Source organism: Streptomyces sp. NPDC041968 (assembly GCF_055589025.1).
This window is the reverse complement of sequence record NZ_JBVJCB010000012.1, coordinates 1-20976: the sequence shown is the minus strand read 5'-3', so window position 1 is coordinate 20976 and position 20976 is coordinate 1. Positions and strand designations below refer to the sequence as shown.

22 protein-coding genes are annotated in these 20976 nt (G+C 70.5%); 15 read left to right on the top strand and 7 right to left on the bottom strand.

Translation table 11 applies throughout. The annotated features are described in order from the left end of the window. The first annotated feature begins 20 nt into the window (after window positions 1-20). The 5 genes from ACZ6EG_RS26775 to pstB all read left to right on the top strand — a co-directional run bounded on the left by ACZ6EG_RS26775 (window position 21) and on the right by pstB (window position 4817). Entirely contained in the window at window positions 21-467 is a 447-nt protein-coding gene (locus tag ACZ6EG_RS26775; RefSeq protein WP_391971358.1) for an NUDIX hydrolase, read from the top strand. 207 nt (window positions 468-674) lie between these two features. After that, complete coding sequence (pstS, locus tag ACZ6EG_RS26770) at window positions 675-1802, top strand: phosphate ABC transporter substrate-binding protein PstS (protein WP_391971359.1); 1128 nt, start codon at window positions 675-677, stop codon at window positions 1800-1802. Window positions 1803-1925: 123 nt separating this feature from the next. After that, window positions 1926-2936, top strand: coding sequence for a phosphate ABC transporter permease subunit PstC (gene pstC / locus ACZ6EG_RS26765; RefSeq protein ID WP_469608227.1), 1011 nt, complete (start codon window positions 1926-1928; stop codon window positions 2934-2936). Next, window positions 2933-3991, top strand: a complete 1059-nt coding sequence (pstA, locus tag ACZ6EG_RS26760) for a phosphate ABC transporter permease PstA (RefSeq protein WP_391971361.1) — start codon at window positions 2933-2935, stop codon at window positions 3989-3991. The genes pstC and pstA overlap by 4 nt, the downstream gene beginning before the upstream one ends. 49 nt (window positions 3992-4040) lie before the next feature. Then, window positions 4041-4817, top strand: a complete 777-nt coding sequence (gene pstB / locus ACZ6EG_RS26755) for a phosphate ABC transporter ATP-binding protein PstB (protein WP_190166564.1) — start codon at window positions 4041-4043, stop codon at window positions 4815-4817. Window positions 4818-4944: 127 nt separating this feature from the next. On the opposite strand, the gene ACZ6EG_RS26750 is transcribed toward pstB, so the two are convergent. Both ACZ6EG_RS26750 and ACZ6EG_RS26745 read right to left on the bottom strand, forming a co-directional pair. Beyond that, a complete protein-coding gene (locus ACZ6EG_RS26750) occupies window positions 4945-5943 on the bottom strand; it encodes an inorganic phosphate transporter (protein WP_053133398.1) in 999 nt (332 codons plus the stop codon). 7 nt (window positions 5944-5950) lie between these two features. After that, window positions 5951-6571 carry a DUF47 domain-containing protein gene (locus ACZ6EG_RS26745; RefSeq protein WP_053133402.1) on the bottom strand — a complete coding sequence of 207 codons (621 nt, stop codon included), beginning with the start codon at window positions 6569-6571 and terminating at the stop codon, window positions 5951-5953. Between the two features lie 266 nt (window positions 6572-6837). Here ACZ6EG_RS26745 and ACZ6EG_RS26740 point away from each other — a divergent pair, with 266 nt between their 5' ends. Beyond that, on the top strand, window positions 6838-7245 hold the full coding sequence (locus ACZ6EG_RS26740; RefSeq protein ID WP_469608222.1) for a metal-sensitive transcriptional regulator: 408 nt from the start codon (window positions 6838-6840) through the stop codon (window positions 7243-7245). 26 nt (window positions 7246-7271) lie between these two features. Here the strand turns inward: ACZ6EG_RS26740 and ACZ6EG_RS26735 are convergent, their stop codons facing one another. Then, window positions 7272-7436 (bottom strand): hypothetical protein, encoded by a 165-nt coding sequence (locus ACZ6EG_RS26735; protein ID WP_356608670.1) that lies wholly within the window; start codon window positions 7434-7436, stop codon window positions 7272-7274. A gap of 76 nt (window positions 7437-7512) precedes the next feature. Further along, window positions 7513-8421 (bottom strand): SCO4651 family lipoprotein, encoded by a 909-nt coding sequence (locus ACZ6EG_RS26730; RefSeq protein ID WP_391971363.1) that lies wholly within the window; start codon window positions 8419-8421, stop codon window positions 7513-7515. Window positions 8422-8506: 85 nt separating this feature from the next. On the opposite strand from ACZ6EG_RS26730, the gene ACZ6EG_RS26725 reads away from it, so the two are divergent. Continuing rightward, on the top strand, window positions 8507-8677 hold the full coding sequence (locus tag ACZ6EG_RS26725; protein ID WP_391971364.1) for a hypothetical protein: 171 nt from the start codon (window positions 8507-8509) through the stop codon (window positions 8675-8677). 124 nt (window positions 8678-8801) lie between these two features. Here the strand turns inward: ACZ6EG_RS26725 and ACZ6EG_RS26720 are convergent, their stop codons facing one another. After that, a complete protein-coding gene (locus ACZ6EG_RS26720; protein WP_391971365.1) occupies window positions 8802-9512 on the bottom strand; it encodes a phosphatase PAP2 family protein in 711 nt (236 codons plus the stop codon). Between the two features lie 237 nt (window positions 9513-9749). After that, window positions 9750-10757 carry a C40 family peptidase gene (locus ACZ6EG_RS26715; protein ID WP_391971366.1) on the bottom strand — a complete coding sequence of 336 codons (1008 nt, stop codon included), beginning with the start codon at window positions 10755-10757 and terminating at the stop codon, window positions 9750-9752. Window positions 10758-11163: 406 nt separating this feature from the next. On the opposite strand from ACZ6EG_RS26715, the gene ACZ6EG_RS26710 reads away from it, so the two are divergent. The 6 genes from ACZ6EG_RS26710 to ACZ6EG_RS26685 all read left to right on the top strand — a co-directional run bounded on the left by ACZ6EG_RS26710 (window position 11164) and on the right by ACZ6EG_RS26685 (window position 18283). Further along, complete coding sequence (locus ACZ6EG_RS26710) at window positions 11164-11472, top strand: hypothetical protein (RefSeq protein ID WP_356608680.1); 309 nt, start codon at window positions 11164-11166, stop codon at window positions 11470-11472. A 171-nt stretch (window positions 11473-11643) separates the two neighbouring features. Beyond that, entirely contained in the window at window positions 11644-12453 is an 810-nt protein-coding gene (locus tag ACZ6EG_RS26705; protein ID WP_391971367.1) for a DUF8175 domain-containg protein, read from the top strand. Further along, on the top strand, window positions 12443-13783 hold the full coding sequence (locus ACZ6EG_RS26700; RefSeq protein WP_469608214.1) for a hypothetical protein: 1341 nt from the start codon (window positions 12443-12445) through the stop codon (window positions 13781-13783). Before ACZ6EG_RS26705 ends, ACZ6EG_RS26700 begins: the two co-directional genes overlap by 11 nt. Window positions 13784-13797: 14 nt before the next feature. Beyond that, a complete protein-coding gene (locus ACZ6EG_RS26695) occupies window positions 13798-15339 on the top strand; it encodes an SCO6880 family protein (protein ID WP_391971384.1) in 1542 nt (513 codons plus the stop codon). 12 nt (window positions 15340-15351) lie between these two features. Further along, the gene (locus ACZ6EG_RS26690) at window positions 15352-16764 is read left to right on the top strand and encodes an ATP-binding protein (protein ID WP_391971369.1); all 1413 of its coding nucleotides are present in this window, start codon (window positions 15352-15354) and stop codon (window positions 16762-16764) included. Window positions 16765-16786: 22 nt separating this feature from the next. Next, the gene (locus ACZ6EG_RS26685; protein WP_469608210.1) at window positions 16787-18283 is read left to right on the top strand and encodes a type IV secretory system conjugative DNA transfer family protein; all 1497 of its coding nucleotides are present in this window, start codon (window positions 16787-16789) and stop codon (window positions 18281-18283) included. Here the strand turns inward: ACZ6EG_RS26685 and ACZ6EG_RS26680 are convergent. Next, the gene (locus ACZ6EG_RS26680) at window positions 18280-18843 is read right to left on the bottom strand and encodes a GNAT family N-acetyltransferase (protein ID WP_469608207.1); all 564 of its coding nucleotides are present in this window, start codon (window positions 18841-18843) and stop codon (window positions 18280-18282) included. The genes ACZ6EG_RS26685 and ACZ6EG_RS26680 overlap by 4 nt on opposite strands. Window positions 18844-18938: 95 nt before the next feature. Here ACZ6EG_RS26680 and ACZ6EG_RS26675 point away from each other — a divergent pair, with 95 nt between their 5' ends. Beyond that, window positions 18939-20198, top strand: coding sequence for a sensor histidine kinase (locus ACZ6EG_RS26675; RefSeq protein ID WP_469608204.1), 1260 nt, complete (start codon window positions 18939-18941; stop codon window positions 20196-20198). Continuing rightward, window positions 20195-20860, top strand: a complete 666-nt coding sequence (locus ACZ6EG_RS26670; protein WP_391971373.1) for a response regulator — start codon at window positions 20195-20197, stop codon at window positions 20858-20860. The genes ACZ6EG_RS26675 and ACZ6EG_RS26670 overlap by 4 nt, the downstream gene beginning before the upstream one ends. Window positions 20861-20976: the final 116 nt, after the last annotated feature.

Genomic DNA, 20976 nt, shown 5'->3' with positions numbered 1-20976 from the left:
TACGGGAGGGCGAGTACACCGTGAATCCGGCCGAGGACACCCCCGCCCCCACCGTCCTCGCCGCGGGCTGCGTCCTGTGGCGTCGCGCCCCCCGCGCCCCCGGCCTGGAACTGTGCCTCGTCCACCGGCCGAAGTACGACGACTGGTCGCACCCCAAGGGCAAGCTCCACCCCGGCGAGGACGCGCTCGCGGGCGCCCTGCGCGAGGTCGCCGAGGAGACCGGGTACGCCGCCGCACCGGGCGCCGAGCTGCCCACCGTGCGCTACCTGGTGGACGGCCGCCCCAAGGAGGTCCGCTACTGGGCCGCGGCGGCCACCACCGGCGCCTTCACCCCCTCCGACGAGGTGGACCGCATCGTGTGGCTGGCGCCCGCGGCGGCCCGCGCCCGCCTCACCCGGCCCCGGGACCGCGCCCTCGTCGACGCCTTCCTGGAGTCCGGTCCGCCCGGGACCACTCCGTGTCCTTGACGTAAGCGTTCCGTGACCTCACCGCACCGACCTCAGGGGTTCACCCCACGTTCATTTACGGCCATCGGCGGCTTCACCTGTTCTGCCTAATTTCGGCCTTACCGATACGGGGCGCACCCCGAAAACGCGTCCGTATCCCCCAGTCTTCATCGCAGTCCTCGCACGCCGCCGGATTCAGGACGGCGGCTCCTGGAAGGAACTCCCTCAGTGAAGCTTCAGCGCATGAACCGGCGGGCCCTCGCTCTCGGTGCTCTCGCCGTCTCCGGCGCCCTGGCCCTCACGGCGTGCGGCTCGGACGACACCAGCGGCAACGGCGGCGGCGGCGACGCCAGCGCCGCCGCCAACAGCAACATCAAGTGCGAGGACGCCAAGGGCCAGCTCCAGGCCTCCGGCTCCTCCGCCCAGAAGAACGCGATCGACGCCTGGGTCAAGCAGTACGTGGCTGCCTGCAAGGGCGTGCAGATCAACTACAACCCGACCGGCTCGGGCGCGGGCATCACCGCTTTCACGCAGGGCCAGACCGCGTTCGCCGGTTCGGACTCCGCGCTCAAGCCCGAAGAGGTCGAGGCCTCCAAGAAGGTCTGCAAGGACGGCCAGGCCATCAACCTCCCGATGGTCGGCGGCCCGATCGCGGTCGGCTTCAACGTCCCGGGCGTCGACACCCTCAACCTGGACGCCGTGACGCTCGCCAAGATCTTCGACAGCAAGATCACCAACTGGAACGACGCGGCGATCGCCAAGCTCAACCCCGAGGCGAAGCTGCCCGACCTGAAGATCCAGGCCTTCCACCGCTCGGACGAGTCCGGCACCACGGACAACTTCACCAAGTACCTGAAGGCCGCCGCGCCCGAGGACTGGAAGTACGAGGGCGGCAAGTCCTGGGAGGCCAAGGGCGGCCAGTCCGCGCAGGGCTCCTCCGGCCTGGCCGCGCAGGTGAAGCAGACCTCCGGCGCCATCTCGTACTTCGAGCTGTCCTACGCCAAGGACGGCATCAAGACGGTCGACGTCAAGACCGAGGCCGCCGAGCCGGTCAAGGCCACCGTCGAGAACGCCACCGCCGCCATCGGCGCGGCCAAGGTCGTCGGCACCGGCAAGGACCTCGCGCTGGAGCTGGACTACACCCCGGACGCCGCCGGCGCCTACCCGATCGTCCTGGTGACGTACGAGATCGCCTGCGACAAGGGCAACAAGGCGGAGACCCTGCCCGCCACCAAGTCCTTCCTGAACTACGTCGCCTCGGAGGACGGCCAGGGCCTGCTGGCTGACGCCGGCTACGCCCCGATGCCCACCGAGATCATCACCAAGGTCCGCGAGACCATCTCGGGCCTGAGCTGACCCGAGTGCGGTCCGGCCCCCACCCCGGGGCCGGGCCGCACCGTCCGGTGCACCGCCGCCAGGAGCCCCCGCGGGCTCCGCCCGAGCCGCCGCCCACGACGGCTCCGCAGACCGGAGAACCCGATGGACACAACTACGGACACCCAGAAGCCGACACCCTCCCCCGCACCCCGGACCACCAGCCCCGGGGACCAGCGCGCCGCCCGCGGCGCCACCCGCCCCGGCGACCGGATCTTCCTCGGGCTCTCCCGAGGTTCCGGCATCCTGGTGCTGATCATCATGGCCGCCATCGCGGCCTTCCTCACCTACCGCGCCACCCTCGCGATCAGCAAGGACGAGGCCAACTTCTTCACCACCTTCGAGTGGAACCCGAGCGGTGTCCCGGCCGAGTTCGGCATCGCGGTCCTGGCCTTCGGCACCATCGTGTCGTCGATCATCGCCATGGTCATCGCGGTCCCGATCGCGGTCGGCATCGCGCTGTTCATCACGCACTACGCGCCGCGCAGACTGGGCGGTCCGATCGCCTACGTGATCGACCTGCTCGCAGCGGTGCCCTCGATCGTCTACGGCCTGTGGGGCGCGCTCGTGCTCGTGCCGCACCTGAACGGCCTCTACGGCTGGCTCGACGAGTACCTCGGCTGGACCGGGGTCCTGGAGTGGAACGGCGGCGCCCCGCGCTCGCTGTTCACCGTGGGCATCCTGCTCGCGATCATGATCCTGCCGATCATCACCAACGTCAGCCGCGAGGTCTTCCGGCAGGTCCCGCGCATGCACGAGGAGGCCGCCCTGGCCCTCGGCGCCACGCGCTGGGAGGTCATCCGGATATCGGTGATCCCGTTCGGCCGCTCCGGCGTCATCTCCGCCTCGATGCTCGGCCTCGGACGCGCCCTCGGCGAGACGATGGCCGTCGCCATGGTCCTCTCGCCGACCTTCGACATCAGCCCCAGCCTGCTCGACCCGGGCGGCGGCACCTTCGCGCAGAACATCGCCAGCAAGTTCAACGAGGCGACCGTGATGGGCCAGGACGCGCTGATCGCCTCCGGCCTGGTGCTCTTCGTGATCACCCTGGCGGTCAACGGCGCCGCCCGCATGATCATCGCCCGCCGCAAGGAGTACTCGGGGGCCAACGCATGAGCCACGCAACCCTTACCCCCAAGAGCCGCAGCTCCCTGCGCGGCGCGACCCTGCCCAAGTGGTTCCCCTGGGCGGTCGCCGGGGGCTCGGTCCTCGCCGGCCTCGGCATCAGCGCAGCGGCCGGGCTGAACAGCAGCATCCAGTGGGCCCTGATCGCCGCGGTGCTCTTCGTCGCCGGCACGTACGCCGTCTCGGCGCGTGTCGAGGGCGTGCGCCAGGCCAAGGACCGGGTGGCGACCAGCATGGTCTGGGTCGCCTTCCTGATGGCGCTGATCCCGCTGCTCTCCCTGATCTGGGAGACCCTGAAGCAGGGCGTGAAGGTCCTCGACGGCTACTTCCTGAGCCACTCGATGGGCGTGGTCGCCGACAGCGAGCCCGGCGGCGGCATCTACCACGCCATCCTCGGCACCCTGGAGCAGGTCGGCCTCGCCACCCTGTTCTCCGTGCCGATCGGCGTGCTCACCGCGATCTACCTGGTCGAGTACGGCCGCGGCCGGCTCGCCAAGGCCGTCACCTTCTTCGTCGACGTCATGACGGGCATCCCGTCGATCGTCGCGGGTCTGTTCGTCCTCAGCCTGTGGGTCCTGATCCTCGACATGGGCCCGTCCGGCATCGCCGGTTCCTTCGCCCTGTGCATCCTGATGATCCCGGTGGTCGTCCGCTCCACCGAGGAGATGCTCAAGCTCGTCCCGAACGAGCTGCGTGAGGCGTCGCTCGCCCTGGGCGTGCCCAAGTGGCGCACGATCCTCAAGGTGGTCCTCCCGACGTCGATGGGCGGCATCGTCACCGGCGTCATGCTGGCCGTGGCCCGCATCACCGGCGAGACGGCCCCCGTGCTGCTGCTGGTCTGGGGCACCGACTTCATCAACGCGAACCCGTTCCAGGATCCGCAGGAGTCGCTGCCGATGTACATCTACCTCCAGTACAGCGCGGGCTCCGACCCGGCCTACGACCGTGCCTGGGCGGCGGCCCTGACGCTCATCGCGTTCATCATGATCCTCAACCTGGCCGCCCGCGGCATCGCGCGCTGGAAGGCCCCGAAGTCCGGTCGCTGACGCGGCCAAGGCGACAACAGTCAGCGACCCGAAAGAAGCAGTGATCTCCATGGCCAAGCGCATAGATGTCAGCGGCCTCAACGCCTACTACGGCTCCTTCCTGGCCATCGAGGACATCTCGATGACCGTCGAGCCCCGCTCCGTGACGGCCTTCATCGGCCCCTCCGGCTGCGGCAAGTCCACCTTCCTGCGCACGCTCAACCGCATGCACGAGGTCACCCCGGGCGGCCGGGTGGACGGCAAGGTCATGCTGGACGACGAGAACCTCTACGGCGCCGGCATCGACCCGGTCGCCGTGCGCCGCGAGGTCGGCATGGTGTTCCAGCGCCCGAACCCGTTCCCGACGATGTCGGTCTACGACAACGTGGCGGCGGGCCTGCGCCTGAACGGCAAGTACAAGAAGTCCCAGCTGGACGACATCGTCGAGAAGTCCCTCAGGGGCGCCAACCTCTGGAACGAGGTCAAGGACCGCCTGAACAAGCCGGGCTCCGGCCTCTCCGGCGGTCAGCAGCAGCGCCTGTGCATCGCCCGCGCGATCGCGGTCGAGCCGAACGTCCTGCTCATGGACGAGCCCTGCTCCGCCCTGGACCCGATCTCCACCCTCGCCATCGAGGACCTGATCGGCGAGCTGAAGGAGCGCTTCACGATCGTCATCGTGACGCACAACATGCAGCAGGCGGCCCGCGTCTCGGACCGCACGGCGTTCTTCAACCTGGCGGCCGTCGGCCAGCCCGGCAAGCTGATCGAGATCGACGACACGGAGCGCATCTTCTCCAACCCGTCGGTCCAGGCCACGGAGGACTACATCTCGGGCCGCTTCGGCTAGGCCTGAACCCCGACCCCTCGCGGTGCTGCATGGCGGTGCCACCGCGAGGAGCACAAAGGGCCCGCCCCCGGTCTCCGGGGGCGGGCCCTCTCCGTTGCGCGCGGCCCCGCCTCGGGGCCGCTCCCGGCTACAGGAACGCCAGGTGGACCAGCCAGAACGAGCAGGCCGCCACCAGCGCGGCGGCCGGCATCGTGATGAACCAGCCCAGGATGATGTTCTTCGCGACACCCCACCGCACGGCGTTCACCCGCTTCGTGGCTCCCACACCCATGATCGCGGAGGTGATGACGTGCGTGGTGGAGATCGGCGCGTGGAAGAGGAAGGCCGATCCGAACATGATCGAGGCGCCCGTCGTCTCGGCGGCGAAGCCCTGCGGCGGGTCCAGCTCGATGATCTTGCGTCCCAGCGTCCGCATGATCCGCCAGCCGCCCGCGTACGTTCCCGCGGAGAGCATCAGCGCACAGGCGATCTTCACCCACACCGGGATCGGGTCGCCGTAGTCCTCGACGTCGGCGATGACCAGCGCCATCACCACGATGCCCATCGTCTTCTGCGCGTCCTGGAGCCCGTGCCCCAGTGCCATGCCGGCCGCCGACACCGTCTGCGCGATACGGAAGCCGCGCTTCGCCTTGTGCGGGTTGGCCCGCCGGAACATCCACATGATCGCGGTCATCACGAGGTAGCCGGCCACCAGCCCGATCACCGGCGACAGGAACATCGGGATGACGATCTTGTCGACGACCCCGTGCCAGTACACGGTCGTCCCCCCGGCCAGCGCCGCCCCGACCAGGCCGCCGAACAGCGCGTGCGAGGACGACGAGGGCAGGCCGAAGTACCAGGTGATCAGGTTCCAGACGATCGCGCCCACGAGCGCCGCGAAGAGGATGCCCATCCCCTTCGAGCCCTCGGGCGTCTCGATCAGCCCCTCACTGACGGTCTTGGCGATCCCGGAGCCGAGGAACGCGCCGGCGAGGTTCATCACGGCGGCCATCGCGAGCGCCGCACGGGGCGTGAGCGCACGCGTCGACACGGACGTCGCGATCGCGTTCGCCGAGTCGTGGAAGCCGTTGGTGTACGTGAAGAAGAGCGCGACCCCGATGGTCGCGATCAGAGCGAAGGTGTCCATGGAGAGGTCAGGACTCCTTGACCGCGATGGTCTCCACCGTGTTCGCCACGTGCTCGAAGGCGTCCGCCGCCTCTTCCAGTACGTCCACGATCTGCTTCAGCTTGAGCACCTCGATGGCCTCGTACTTGCCGTTGAAGAGGTGGGCGAGCAGCTTGCGGTGGACCTGGTCGGCCTGGTTCTCGAGACGGTTGACCTCGATCCAGTACTCGGTGAGGTTGTCCATGGTGCGCAGGTTCGGCATGGCCTCGGCGGTCAGCTCGGCGGCCCGCGCCAGCACCTCGATCTGCTGGTCGACGCCCTTGGGCAGTTCCTCGACGTTGTAGAGGACGACCAGGTCGACGGCCTCCTCCATGAAGTCCATGATGTCGTCGAGGGAGGAGGCGAGGTTGTAGATGTCCTCGCGGTCGAAGGGCGTGATGAACGAGGAGTTCAGCTGGTGGAAGATCGCGTGCGTGGCGTCGTCACCCGCGTGTTCGGCGGCCCGCATACGCTCTGCGATCTCGGCCCGGGCGGATGCGTCCGCCCCGAGCAGTTCCATCAGGAGCTTGGAGCCCGTGACGATGTTGTCCGCGGAGGCGGCGAACATGTCGTAGAAGCTCGTCTCCCTGGGGGTCAGACGAAAGCGCACGTGGGTTCCTCGGGGTGCATCGGTTTCGGTCAGGCTGATGCTAGGCGCATCATCCGGCCACGGCTAACGGGCCGTCCCCCAGTGTCGCCCATCAGGCAGAGTGATGAGCAGGGGGGCGACGCCAGGGGCCGCAGCCGGGTTCCGCGAAGGGCCCCCTACCCCGCAAAGTTCGTTACCATATACCCGCCAGGGGTATATGTCCGCTATCTGCTCGATGTCGGTGCACTCCACCCGCCCTGCCCCCTCATCTCCCACAGGAGGACGCGATGACGACCACAGAGGCCGGCGCAGGTGCGCCCTCCCCCGCCGTGGACGCGGTGGTCCCGGAAGGAACGAACGGGACGGGGACGGACGGGACGGGGGCGGACGCGGTGACCGACCACGACCGCGGTGTGCACGGCTACCACCACCAGAAGGACGAGCACCTCAAGCGCCTGCGCCGCATCGAGGGCCAGATCCGCGGCCTGCAGCGCATGGTCGACGAGGACGTCTACTGCATCGACATACTCACCCAGGTCTCCGCCTCCACCAAGGCCCTGCAGTCCTTCGCGCTGCAGCTCCTCGAGGAGCACCTGCGCCACTGCGTCGCCGACGCGGCCGTCAAGGGCGGCGCCGAGATCGACGCGAAGGTGGAAGAGGCGACGAAGGCGATCGGTCGCCTCCTGCGCACCTGACCGCCCCGAGCCGGACGGCCCGGCACCTACGGGTCGGAGCGCCGTTCCTCGGCCACGCGCAGCACTTCGTCGATGCTCTCCAGGCTGAGCCGCTCCCGGGCGGCCGACGCCGCGATGATCAGCTCCCCGCACAGCTCGATCTCGGCGAGGGCCACGTGGTCCTGAACCGCCGTACCGCCGACCGGAGCCACGCCGTCACCTCGTCTCTGCCGTCACCGGCTTCCTAGAGTAGGGAGCGGCCTACACACCGCGCATGGCACGGAAGGGCTAGTTCTTGCCGTCCGTCCCCTCACCGGCGCCGCCACCCGGCACCCCGCCGGGCTCCGCTCCGATCCGGCCCGCGTAGATGTCGCGGTCCTCGGGCAGCCGTACGCGGACGGCGGCGCCGAAATCGTAGAGCAGCGTCGTCGAGGCGACGGCCACCTCGCCCTCGTCGCGCCCGTTGGAGAAGCTGAAGCGGTGCCGGAGCTTGCGGATCCGGCCCTCGTCGTCGAGGTACGCGTCGAACGGCACCTCGGCGGTCGCGAACCCCTCGGCCGCCGCGGCCAGCGCCTTCCGGTTGCCTCCCGACGCGTCCTGCGACGCCCGCGCGAGATCGGCGGTGCCCCGGTAGTGCCGCACGGCGGTCCCCGCGACCTCCGTGCGCCCCACGAACGTCGCCGTCCGCGTCCCCCGCAGCACCTCGGCTGCGGCGAGGGGGTCCGTCGCGCCGCCGGTCACCAGGTTCCCGTCGGTCAGCGAGGCGGTGTCCACCCGCACCCACTTGTCGTCGGGCACACCGGCCCCCCGGTTCTTCATGTAGAGGGCACCCGGCGCGAGCAGTTCGGTGATCGGCCGTTGCCCGCTCGTGCCGGCCGGGTCCTGCGGCAGCCGCACCTTCAGCCGCCCGAGCCGCCGCGTGAAGTCGTACACGCCCTCGCCCCGGATGGTCACGCGGGTCCCGCCGCTGGCCATCTCCATCGCGGTCCGCGTCTTGGCGCTCCCGGCGGCCACCAGGCGGTCCGCGGTCCCGTGCAGCACGGCGACCGGATCACCGGCGCCCGGCCCCGGGGCGGCGGCCCCCTGTCCGGAGCACGCGCTGCCGGCGAGGCACGCGCAGACCAGGCCCCCGGCGAGGACGAGCGGACCGCCGGCCCGTCCCAGCCGCCGCTCCCGTGCCCTCCGCCACCCGACCATCGCCACCTGCCCCAGCCGTCCCGCCCGTTCCGGACCCTGCCGTCCCGGTTAACGAGGGGTGGGTGACCCCGGTAACGTTGTCGGCGTGGCGCAGCAGGACGGTCTCGAAGCTCCCCAGGAAGTCCCGGAACACCTCACGACGACGGTCGAACAGGGCCCCTTCTGCCTGGCCCGCTGCACCTGCGGCTGGCGGGGCCCGGCCCGCAGGGCGAGAAGCCAGGCCCGCACGGACGCCAGACTCCACACCCCGACCTGACCCGTGCCCGCCGGGCAGAACGACGCGGCCCCGGCTCCTGGCGAAACTCGAGCGCCAGTACGACCGGGACCGCGTCCTCACCTACCCGCAGGCGCACCGGGCGCCCGCACACTCCCACCGAGCCCTAGGCGGCGAGATCCCGCTCCCCCGCCTCGGCACCCTCCTTGCGCGCCCCCGGGATCACGGCGCCCTGCCCGGCGGCACCGCCTCGCCCCCGCGCGCTGACCAGCCATCCCACCCGGGGCGACCGCTCGACGGCCCGGGTCAGCGGCGTCAGCAGCGCCATGGCGACCGGCGACAGCAGCAGCGCGACCGCCGTACCGAGGGCGAAGCCCCCGACGACGTCCGTCGGGTAGTGCACGCCCATGTAGACCCGGGCGAACCCGCCGAACACGGCGAGCACGATCGCCACGAGCCCGAACTTCCGGTTGGCGACGAACAGCGCGACGGCGAGCGCCATGACGAGCGTCGCGTGGTCGCTCACGAAGGAGAAGTCGTTCTTCCCCTCGATGAGCACCTCAAGGCCGTCATGGGTCTTGAACGGCCGGGGCCGCTCCACGAAACCCCGTATCGGCACGTTGACGAGGACCGCGACGCCGGCCGCGAGCGGGGCCCAGACCAGGGCCGCCACGCTGGAGGCCGCGTCCTCGCCACCCCGCCGCCGCACGGACCACCAGCACCACACCACCAGCAGCACGATCGCGAACAGCAGTCCGTACTCACCCACGAACTCCATGACCCGGTCGAACCAGTGCGGTGCGTCCTTGGCCAGGCCATTGATGTCGTAGAGCAGCTCGACGTCGGGGTTCGACCCGGATTCGGCGAGTCCAGCCATGGTGCTGCGGCCCCTTCGTCATGTCCTCCGGCGCACGAGCGCACGCCTCTTTCCGCCACCCCCGTGGTCGTAGATCCGCCGGCTCCGTCCGTCGCCGCACACCTACACGCCAACAGGAACGCACGGTCCCCGTTGATACGTTCCACACTCCACTGAATGATCACGCAGACGTTATCGAAGAGAAACACGTCGTCGCAGCTCAGGGCTGGGGTTCACGCTCCGTCCAAACCATGGCATTCACACCGTCGTGGGCAGCGCTTTCGCGCCATCCTCGGTCACGCGAGTGGCCCCGAAATAGTCCGGAGTGTCGATCGGGTCGAACCGGATCACGGCCCCCGGCCGGGGCGCGTTGATCATGTACCCGCCGCCGACGTACATCCCCACGTGCCGGATCGCCCGGGAGTTGGTGAGATCGTCCGAGAAGAACACCAGGTCCCCGGGGAGCAGCTCCTCCCGACTCGGATGCGGCCCCGCGTTGTACTGGTCGTTGGCGACCCGCGGCAGCTTGATCCCCACACTCTCGTACGCCGCCTTGGTCAGCCCCGAGCAGTCGAACCGCCCACCCTGCTCGGCCGTCCCGTTCCCACCCCACAGATAGAGCGTGCCGAGCTTCTCCTGCGCGTAGGCGATGGCCCCGGCTGCCTGCTCGGACGGATCGACCCGGGTCTCGGGCGCGGCGAAGCTCTTCTCCAGGGTCGTGATCACCTTGACGTAGTTCTGGGTCTCCTTGTACGGCGGGACACCCTGGTACTTGATCACCGCGTAGGCCCCCGCGTTGTAGGAGGCCAGCATGTTTTCGGTCAGGTTTCCGGGCACGTCCTTCACGTACGACGCGAGGGAGCAGTCGTAGGACGCCGCGGACGGAATGGCGTCGTTCGGGTCCCACACGTCCCGGTCGCCGTCCCCGTCCCCGTCGACCCCGTGGGTGGCCCACGTGCCGGGGATGAACTGCGCTATGCCCTGCGCCGCCGCGTGGCTCTGCGCCCTGGGGTTGAAGCCGCTCTCCTGGTAGAGCTGGGCGGCGAGCAGCGCCGGGTTGATGGCGGGGCAGAGGTTGCCCCACTTCTGCACGAGCGACTGGTAGGCGGCGGGCACCGACCCCTTGGCGAGCCTCTTCGTCCCCCCGCCGGCGCCGCCCGCGAGATCTCCGGCGACGAGGTAGACGCCCACGACGAGCAGCATCACGAACGACAGGCCGGAACCGACGACCACGGTCCCCGCGATCCACGCCTTACGCACCGTCAACCGCCCCTCGCCGTCCAGGACTCATGGCGACGCCAGTGTAGAGGCGACGCACGGTGCGGCGGTTGTCACCGGGCGAACAGGAACGCGCCTGTTCACCCGACCACCCGTCAGGATCCGCCACCGAGACGCGAAAGGGCCTAACGACCGGACCGGCCGACAGGTTTCGCTCAGGCCTCGTTGCCCCGCGTGACCTGCTGTGATACACAGAGTGACGATACGGCACTTCGTACACCGCCCCATGCCCGCCTGAGCAGTCGGCGTGAGGCGGTGGCAAGCTATTCGTACGAAACCCGCCAATCAATGACGCCAAGTCGACATCTCCCGGCGCCGTTGTCGGCGACAATGAGGCCTGACCTCTGCACGTCCGCAGAGGGTGCGGAACTACCCAACAGGGGCGGTGACTTACATGCTCTTTGCGGCCGACGAGGGAGACATCAACACCATCATCGGGGGGATCGCTCCGGACTGGGGCCCCTTCGGTGCGCTGGGGGCCGAGGCGAAGACGATGGTCCAGGTCGTCATGGCCGTCGCCATCCTGCTCTGTCTCGGCATCGCCATCTGGGGCGCCGCCAAGCAGCGCATCGGTGCCACCGCGCTGCGGGACACCTTCAGTGCGGAGCAGGGCAAGGGCCTGATCGTGGCGGGGCTGACGGGCGTTTTCATCATCGGTTCGCTCGGCACGCTCTTCACCATCGTGTACGGGATGGCCGTGTAGCCCGGCGCGCATCCGTCCTCCCGTTCCCCCTCCACCCCACCCGCCCGTCGTGCCAACCGGCTGAGGTTGCGTTTCCCTGATGTCGAGTCACCACACCGCGCCCGCGCGGGAACCAGCACGGCTACCGTCGTACTTCTACGGCAGGCACGACGTCGAGGGGGAGTACGCGGCATGAGTCTCGGAGACGATCACCAGTCCTCCGGCGGTTACGGCGGCACCGGCCAGACCCGGACCCGACTGCCCGACGGGGACGCCGACGGCTACGGCACCCCCCGGCGCGGCGGCCGCTCCTCCTCCCGGAGCCTGGTCACGGTGGTCGGCGTCGTCGTCCTCCTCATCGCCGCGATCGCCTTCGCGAACCGTGGAGGGGGTGATTCCGGCGCCTCCGACGAGGCCGCCGACAAACCGAAGACCTCCGCGACGGCCCCGACCGGCACCACCCCGGTCCAGTCGGGCTTCGCCCACGACGAGCAGGGGGCGCAGAGCGCGGCGGCGAATTACGCGGTGGCGTTGGGGTCGGCAGACATGTTCGACAAGACCAGACGTGACCCGATCCTCCGGACCATCATCGTCCCCTCACGAGTAGCGGATTTCGAAGCCACTCTGGACAGGGCATACAGTCCGGCATTCAACAAGAACGTCGGCCTGAACGAGGACGGCTCGACGCCGAAGGGCTACACCTTCGTGTCCCGGACGAGCCCCATCGGCACGAAAGTCACCGCAAGTACGCCCGACAACACGACCGTCGAGGTGTGGTGCGGCGGTCTGCTCGGACTCGCGGGTCAGAACTCCACCTCTCCGGTCACGAGCAGCTGGTTCACCATCACCATGGAGCTCCAGTGGGTCGACGGCGACTGGAAGATCGTGACGCACTCTCAGAAGGACGGCCCGGCACCGATCCCCGGTGACGACAGGGCTTCCAGCGCTGACGAGATGGCGAAGGCCGTCCAGGAGTACGGAGGGTTCACGTATGCCCGCTAACGGCCGCGTACTCAAGCTTGCCGGCGTCTTCACGGCGGTACAGGCAACGGCGATTCTCTACACCACCCGCGCCTTCGCCGCCCCCACCCCCTCGCCTACTCCAAGCAACGACCCTTGCGATCTGATCCACGGCCCCGCCAAGGACTACTGCGAGGATGGCGCAGCCAACGGCGGCTCCACCGGCGGTGGCGGTGGCGCCCCCAGCGTCACCAGCACCCTCGACCCCCTCTCCTCCCTCGCCAAGGGCTGCGCCGACGCCGCCTCCTGGACCGTCGACAAGCTCAGCGCCGCCGTCCAGGACACGGCTGACGTCGACTTCACCAACCCGAAGTTCCTCCAGCAGTACGCCGTCGTCTTCGCGGCGTCGACGATCCTCACGCTCGTCCTGTGGCTCCTCGCCGTGGCGAAGCGTGCCGTGCGCGGCGTCCCCCTCACCACCGCGCTCTCCGAGGCCATCGGGTTCCTCTGGCTCACCGTCCTGGCCTCGGCGTTCACGCCGCTGATCCTCTACACGGTCGTCTCCGCGACCGACGGCGTCACGGACGTCCTCGCCAACACGACCGGCGACCAGACGGACACCTTCTTCGGGACGTTCTCCGGCGCCCTGAAGAAGGGCGAGGACATCGGCGGCGGCCCGATCATGCTGATCGTCGTCTCCCTGGTGTCGATCCTCGCCGCCGGCGTCCTCTGGCTGGAACTGGTCATCCGCGCCGCCCTGCTCTACGTCGGCGCCCTGCTCGGCACCGTCGTCTACGCCGGCCTGGTCGACAAGAACCTGTGGGGCCACGTCCGCCGCTGGGCGGGCATCATGATCGCCGTGATCCTGGTGAAGCCCGTCATCGTCATCGTCCTGGGCCTCGCCGGGGCGCTCTCCGCCGACGACGGACCCGACGCCTTCTCCGCCGTCGTCTCCGGCCTCGCGATCATCCTGCTCGCCATCTTCGCGTCCGCGATGATCTACCGCTTCGTCCCCGGCTTCGGCGACGAGATCGCCGGCTCCCGCAACAACCGCATCATGCAGGGCGCCGAGGGCAAGGCCGCGGCCGTGATCAGCTCCCCGGCGAACCTGGTCGCCCAGGGCATCAGGACCCACAGCACCCGCCACAACGGCGACGGCGGAAGCGGCCAGTCCGCGTCCTCCTCCGCGTCCCGTCCCTCGAACCCCGCCTCCGGCGGAGTCGCCGCGCACAGCTCCCGCCCCTCGAACGGCGGCGGCGGAAGTGTCCCCTCCGCCGCACCCGCACCGCGCTCCGGCAGCCCGGTGAACACGCCCCACGCCAGCAACACCCGCAACAGCAGCACCAAGAGCACAGGAGGTGACGGGCGTTGACGACCGAGTCCCACATGTCCCATCCGGTCACGCCCCGCCGCACGTATCTGATCGGCCGCGCCCGGCCGAACGCGATCGTCGGCCGCAACCGCGAGACCGGTGAGATCGCGCTGATCGTCGTCGGCGCGTTCCTCGGCATGATGTGCGGGCTCCTCGTCCCCGTCCTGACGCTGCGCATCGTGCTGCTCGTCGGCTTCCCCATGCTCGGGCTGGCGGCCGTCTACGTGCCGTACAAGCACCGCACGTTCTACAAGTGGTTCGAGATCAACCGCAGCTACAAGCGGACGCTGCGCAGGGGCACCACCTACCGCTCCGGCGCCGTAGAGGCCGGCACCCGGCTCGACGGGCGGGAGATCGAGGTCGGCCCGCCGCCCGGCATCGGCCGCATCACCTGGCTGGCCGCGCCCTTCGGCCCCGACGAGATCGCCGTCCTGCTGCACGCCGACCGCAAGACGGTGACCGCCGCCATCGAGATCGAGGGCCCCGGCGTCGGCCTGCGCGACTCCGAGGACCAGGAAGCCCTCGTCGACCGCTTCGGCACCCTGCTCAAGCACGTGGCCAACGGCGACGGTTTCGTCACCCGCATCCAGATGCTCGCCCGCACCCTCCCGGCCGACCCCGACGCGCACGCCAAGGACGTCGCCCAGCGCGGCGACGACAGGGCGCTGCCGTGGCTCCAGCAGTCGTACGACCAGCTCCAGTCGATGGTGTCCACCAGCAGCGAGCAGCACCGCGCCTACCTCATCGCCTGCATGCACTACACCCGGGAGCTGGCGGCCGAGGCCAACGCCATGGCCCGCGCCGCCCGGCCACAGAACGGGCGCAAGCTGGACCGGGACGCGGGCCTCGCCGTCGTGATGGCGCGCGAGCTGACCGACATCTGCTCCCGCCTCCAGGAGGCGGACATCCGCGTGCGCCAGCCGCTCGGCCAGGGCCGGCTCGCCTCCCTCATCCACGCCATGTACGACCCGGACCACCCCATCGACCACATCCAGGCGATGACCAAGCGCAACGCCTGGCCGGCCGAGCTGGACGCCATGGAGCCCACCTACCTCCAGGCCAAGACCCGCGAGTCCTCCACCCGCGCCCCCTGGTGCCACGCCACCGCCTGGGTCAAGGAGTGGCCGATGACCCCGGTCGGCGTGAACTTCCTCGCGCCGCTGCTCGTCCACACCCCGGACGTCATCCGCACGGTCGCCGTCACGATGGACCTCGAACCCACCGAGGTCGCCATCGAGCGCATGCTGACCGAGAAGACCAACGACGAGGCCGAGGCCTCCCGCGCCGCCAAGATGAACCGCACCGTCGACCCCCGCGACATCGCCGCCCACGGCCGCCTGGACCAGCGCGGCGAGGACCTCGCCAGCGGCGCGGCCGGCGTCAACCTGGTCGGCTACATCACCGTGTCCTCCCGCTCCCCCGAGGCACTCGCCCGCGACAAGCGGACGATAAGGGCCTCAGCCGGGAAGTCGTACCTGAAACTGGAGTGGTGCGACCGTGAGCACCATCGCGCCTTCGTGAACACACTTCCGTTCGCCACCGGCATCCGAAGGTAGGGGCTGAGCCTGATGCGGGACCCGCTGACCGTCCTCACCGAAGCCTTCACGTCCTTCCTCTTCGGGAAGGTGGAGACGACCCGCCTCCCGGTCCGCACCTCCACGGGCCAGGCCCAGGCCGTCTACCTGCCCACCGCCGCGCCGGGCCTCGGCGACTCCGGCGTGATCATCGGCCGCGAGGTCTACTCAGGCAAGGGCTACATCTACGACCCCTTCCAGCTGTACGGCCAGCAGCTCCCCGCCCCGCACTGGCTGGTCCTCGGCGAGTCCGGCAACGGCAAGTCGGCGCTGGAGAAGACGTACGTCCTGCGCCAGCTCCGCTTCCGCGACCGCCAGGTCGTCGTCCTGGACGCCCAGGGCGAGGACGGGGCCGGTGAATGGAACCTCATCGCGCAGCAGCTGGGTATAACTCCGATCCGGCTGGACCCGATGGCGGCACTCGACCAGGGCATCCGGCTCAACCCCCTCGACCCGGCGATCACGACGACCGGGCAGCTGGCCCTGCTCCGCACGATCATCGAGGTCGCGATGGGCCACGGCCTGGACGAGCGCTCCGGCTTCGCGCTCAAGGTCGCGCACGCCTACGTCAACGAGACCATCGTCGAGCGCCAGCCGGTCCTCACCGACATCGTCGAGCAGCTCCGCCACCCCGAGCCGGAGTCCGCCGAGGCGATGAACGTCGCCATAGACGACGTACGGGCCTGGGGCCTGGACGTGGCGCTGGTCCTGGACCGCCTCGTCGACGGTGACCTGCGCGGCATGTTCGACGGCCCGACCACGGTCGGCATCGACCTCGACGCGCCCCTCATCGTCTTCGACCTGTCCCACATCGACCGCAACTCCATCGCCATGCCCATCCTCATGGCCATCGTCGGCGTGTGGCTGGAGCACACCTGGATCCGCCCCGACCGGAAGAAGCGCATCTTCCTGGTCGAGGAGGCCTGGCACATCATCAACAGCCCGTTCGTGGCGCAGCTGTTCCAGCGGCTGCTCAAGTTCGGGCGGCGCCTCGGCCTGTCGTTCGTGGCGGTGGTCCACCACCTGTCGGACGTCGTCGACGGGGCCGCGGCGAGAGAGGCCGCGGCGATCCTGAAGATGGCCTCCACCCGGACCATCTACGCCCAGAAGGCCGACGAGGCACGCGCCACCGGACGCGTCCTCGGCCTGCCCCGCTGGGCGGTGGAGATCATCCCCACCCTCACCCCCGGCATCGCGGTGTGGGACGTCAACGGCAACGTGCAGGTGGTCAAGCACCTGATCACCGAGACCGAACGCCCCCTGGTCTTCACCGACCGCGCGATGACCGAGTCCTCCTCCGACTTCAACGACGACGCCCTGCGCGCCGCCGAACTGGAGGCCGAGGAACGGGCGGCGGCCTTCGTGGAGCAGCACATCGGCGACTCGTCCGAATCGACGGTGGCGTAGGCGGAGGGGGAGGACGGAACGGATGAGACCGGACGACCGACGGCGGGACGGCGGCATCCCGGACGGCCTGCTGCTCGGCACACTCGCCTTCATCCTCTGCATGGCGCTGCTGGTGTGGACGGCGACGGGCCTCGCCGCCCTGCTCGCCCACGGCTCCTGGCCCGCGGGGGTCACCTTCGGCGGCACCCCGTCGGCCATGCGCCACCTCGTCGCCGAGCCCCACGACATCGCCGGTGCCTGGCCGGACGCCCCGGAGACGGCCCTGTCCGGGTACGGCCTGTTCTGGGGCCTGTTCATCGGCCAGCTGATGGTGCTGGTCGTCCTCACCGTGTTCGTGATGGGCACGGTGGCACGGTGGCGTGCGGTCCGCCGGCAACGGCGTACGGAGGCGCGGGCGGCGGCCCTCCAGAAGCGCACGCCCGTGGTGGCACCGGAGGCGGCGCCGGAGCCGGAGCGGACGCGGCAGCAGGCGCCCGTACCGGTGCACGAGGTACCGACCCCGAGGGCGCCGCGGCAGGAGGCGCCCCCGGAGGAGGAGCCCCTCCCCGCACCGGCCGGCGGCGGGCGGATCGGCGGCTGGGAGGCACACCGTCCCGAGACCGCGGTGCACTACGGTCCCCCCGACACCCGTCTCTCGACCGCCGCGAACGCCCTGCGCGAAGCGGAAGGCGCCGCCCTCGTCATCACCTCGGGTCCGGCCCTCTGGGCGGAGACCAAGGACGCCCGCGCGAAGCTCGGTCCCTGCCACCTCTACGACCCGAGCCACCTCTGCGACACCCCGGCCCGCCTCCACTGGTCCCCCACCACCGGCTGCGAGGACAGGCCGACGGCCACGACCAGGGCGGCCGCCCTCCTCGCCCCCGTCCGCCCCACCGCCCGGCTCGACCAGGCGGTCGGCGACACCGCCGAGTTGCTCCTGCGCAGCTACCTCCACGCCGCCGCCGTGGACGGCCGCACCGTCCGCCACGTCCACCGCTGGTCCCAGGGCCTCCAGGTCCAGGACGCCGTCCGCATCCTCCGTACCAACCCCAAGGCCGCGGCCGGTGCGGCGGGCGAGCTGGAGGGCGCCCTCACCGCCCACCCCGAACGGCGGGACATGGCCCAGCAGCTGACCGCCCGGGCCCTGGCCGCCCTCTCGACGGTCAACATCCGTGAGGCCTGCACCCCGAACCGAACTGATGCCCTCGCCCTGGATTCCTTCGTCCACGAACAGGGAACGCTTTACGTGGTGGGTGAATCCATCGAGGACCCCCGTACGAGCCCGGGCGCGATGCCGCTGCTGACGGCGCTCGTCTCCAGCGTGGTCGAGCGCGGCCGGCGCATGGCCGAACGGTCATCCTCCGGTCGCCTCGACCCACCACTGACGCTCGTCCTGGACGACGTCGCGGCCGTCGCTCCGCTCCCCCAGCTCCCGGAGCTGCTGGCCACCGGCCCGGACCGCGGCATGCCGACCCTGGCCCTGCTCCGCTCCCGCGAACAGGGCCGCGCCCGCTGGCCGCACGACGAACTGCCCGTCTAGCGCTCGAGCACGAACTCCAGCTCGACCTCTCCCGGGCCTGGGCCCACCAACGGCACCGTCCGCCCGCTCGGCACGAACCCCGCCTTCCGGTAGGCGCCCTGGGCGCGCTCGTTGTCCGGGTGCACGATGAGCCGCATCCGCTCCAGGCCGTTCGCCCACGCCCATTCCAGCCCCGCGTCGAACAGCGCCTTGGTCAACCCGCTCCCCCGCCACTCGGGGCGCACGAACACCCCCACCACATGCCCCTGCCGACGCTCCACCGGGAACCCGGCCCAGTCCGTCGTCCCGGCGTCCTCCACCAGCACGGTCAGCGTGCCCAGCCACATCCCCCCGGGCACCTCGGCGACGAACTGCCGCGCCCCCGCGGCGCCGTCGGCCGCCTGGGCCGCCCGCTCCCGCCAGTAGGAGTCCGGCCGCGCGGCGGCGTCGTCGTACGTCTCCAGGTACGCGAGCTGGGCCAGCGGGTCGCGCAGCGCGCGCAGCCGCAGCTCCTTCACGGCGGGCCACTCGTCGGCGCGTATGGAGCGGATCACGTAGTCACCGGGGACCGAGGCACTCATGCGGGCCACCGTAATACCCGGGTACTACGACGCTCACCCGATATACCGGCCCCGGGACGGACGCCCGGCCGCCCCGCAGCCCCGACCATGGTCGGATGGAGCCCGTGAAACCCCCGCCGCAGGGCCGCGCGGCGGAGCCCCTCACCGAGTACGTGCACCGCGTCACCCGCCGGGTACGCGCCTTCGACCGGCGTCGGCCCCTCGTGTGGGACCTCCTCCTCACCGGCTTCTGGGTAGTGGCCGCCCTGATCGACGCCGCCGGCGGCTGGCGGAACGTCGCCCATGACGCCGACGTGCCCGTCGGCCTGGTCCTCGCCCTGAGCCTCGCCCTCACCGTCCCCCTCGTCTGGCGCCGCGGCCACCCGCGGGCCGCCCTCCTCGCGACGATGCCCGCGGCGCTGCTCAGCAGCTGGTCCGGCGCCGCCCTGCAGGCGGCCCTGCTCCAGCTGCTCCTCCTCCACCACATCGCGCTGCGGCTGCCGTTGCGCACCCTCTGGTGGGCCGTGGTCCTGGTGACGGCTCCGGCCTGCGTCACGGCGCTCCGCTACGGCGACGACGCGGGCTCCTGGAACCAGCAGCTCGGCTCGCACCTCCTGTCCATCGGCGTGGCGGTGCTCATCGGGGTCACGGTCCGCACGCGCCGCGACTACACCGAGGTGCTGGAGGACCGCGCCCGCCGCCTGGAAACCGAGCGCGACCAGCAGCTCCGGCTCGCCGCCGCGGCCGAACGCGCCCGCATCGCCCGCGAGATGCACGACATCATCGGCCACAACCTCTCCGTCATCACCGGCCTCGCGGACGGTGGCCGCTACGCCGCCGCCAAGTCCCCCGAGCGCGCCACCCGGGCCCTGGAGTCCATCGCCACCACCAGCCGCCAGGCGCTGGGCGAGCTGCGCCGCCTGCTGGACGTCCTGCGCGACGAGGACCGGGCAGGTTCCCGGGCGGAGCTGGCCCCCCAGCCCGCCCTCACCGACCTCGACCGACTCCTCACCGGCGTACGCGGAGCCGGGCTCCCCGTCCGTACGACCGTCCAGGGCCGGGCCACCCTCCCCGAGGGCCGCCAGCTCACGGTCTACCGCGTCATCCAGGAAGCCCTCACCAACACCCTCAAGCACGCCGGTCCCGACGCCACCGCCCACGTCGACCTCTCCTACGAGGCCGGTGGCGCCGTCGCCCTCACCATCACGGACACCGGACACGGCGGCCCGTCCCCTGTCGCGTCGGGTGGCCGGGGCCTGCCCGGAATGCGCGAGCGCACCTCCCTGTACGGCGGCACACTGGAGGCCGGCCCACGGCCACGCCCCGAGCGGGGCTGGCGCGTCCACCTGCGTCTCCCGGAGGATTCCGCCCAGTGACCACCGTCCTCATAGCCGATGACCAGCCACTCCAGCGTTTCGGTTTCCGGATGCTGCTGGAGAGTCAGGACGACATGACGGTCGTGGGGGAAGCCGCGAACGGTGCCGAGGCCACCCGGATGACCGCCCAACTCCACCCCGACGTCGTCCTCATGGACGTCCGCATGCCGGGCCTGGACGGTATCGAGGCGACCCGCCGCATCATCGCCGCCGGCGGGCGCACCCGGGTCCTCATCCTCACGACCTTCGACCTCGACGAGTACGCCTACGCCGGGTTGCGCGCGGGTGCCTCGGGTTTCCTGGTCAAGGACGCCCAGCCGGAGGAGTTGCTCTCCGGTGTCCGAGCGGTGGCGACGGGCGACGCCGTGGTGGCTCCGAGCCTGACGCGCCGTCTGCTCGACGCCTATGTCCACCACCTGCCGGCGACCACGGCCCCGGACGGCGCCCCCGACCCGCGTCTGGCCACTCTCACCGACCGCGAGAACGAGATCCTCAGAGTCATGGGTCAGGGCTGGACCAACACGGAGATAGCGGAACGTCTGCATCTGGCGGAGTCGACGGTGAAGACCCACGTGGGCCGTATCCTCGCCAAGACGGGCTCACGCGACCGCGTACAAGCGGTGATCCTGGCCTACGACACGAAACTCGTGACACCGACCTGAGCCCGAGCGGAAAAGGTAGCACTAAACGCAGAAAACCCCGCACCGTTCCCGGTGCGGGGTCTCCTCGCAATAATTGTTCGGCGGCGTCCTACTCTCCCACAGGGTCCCCCCTGCAG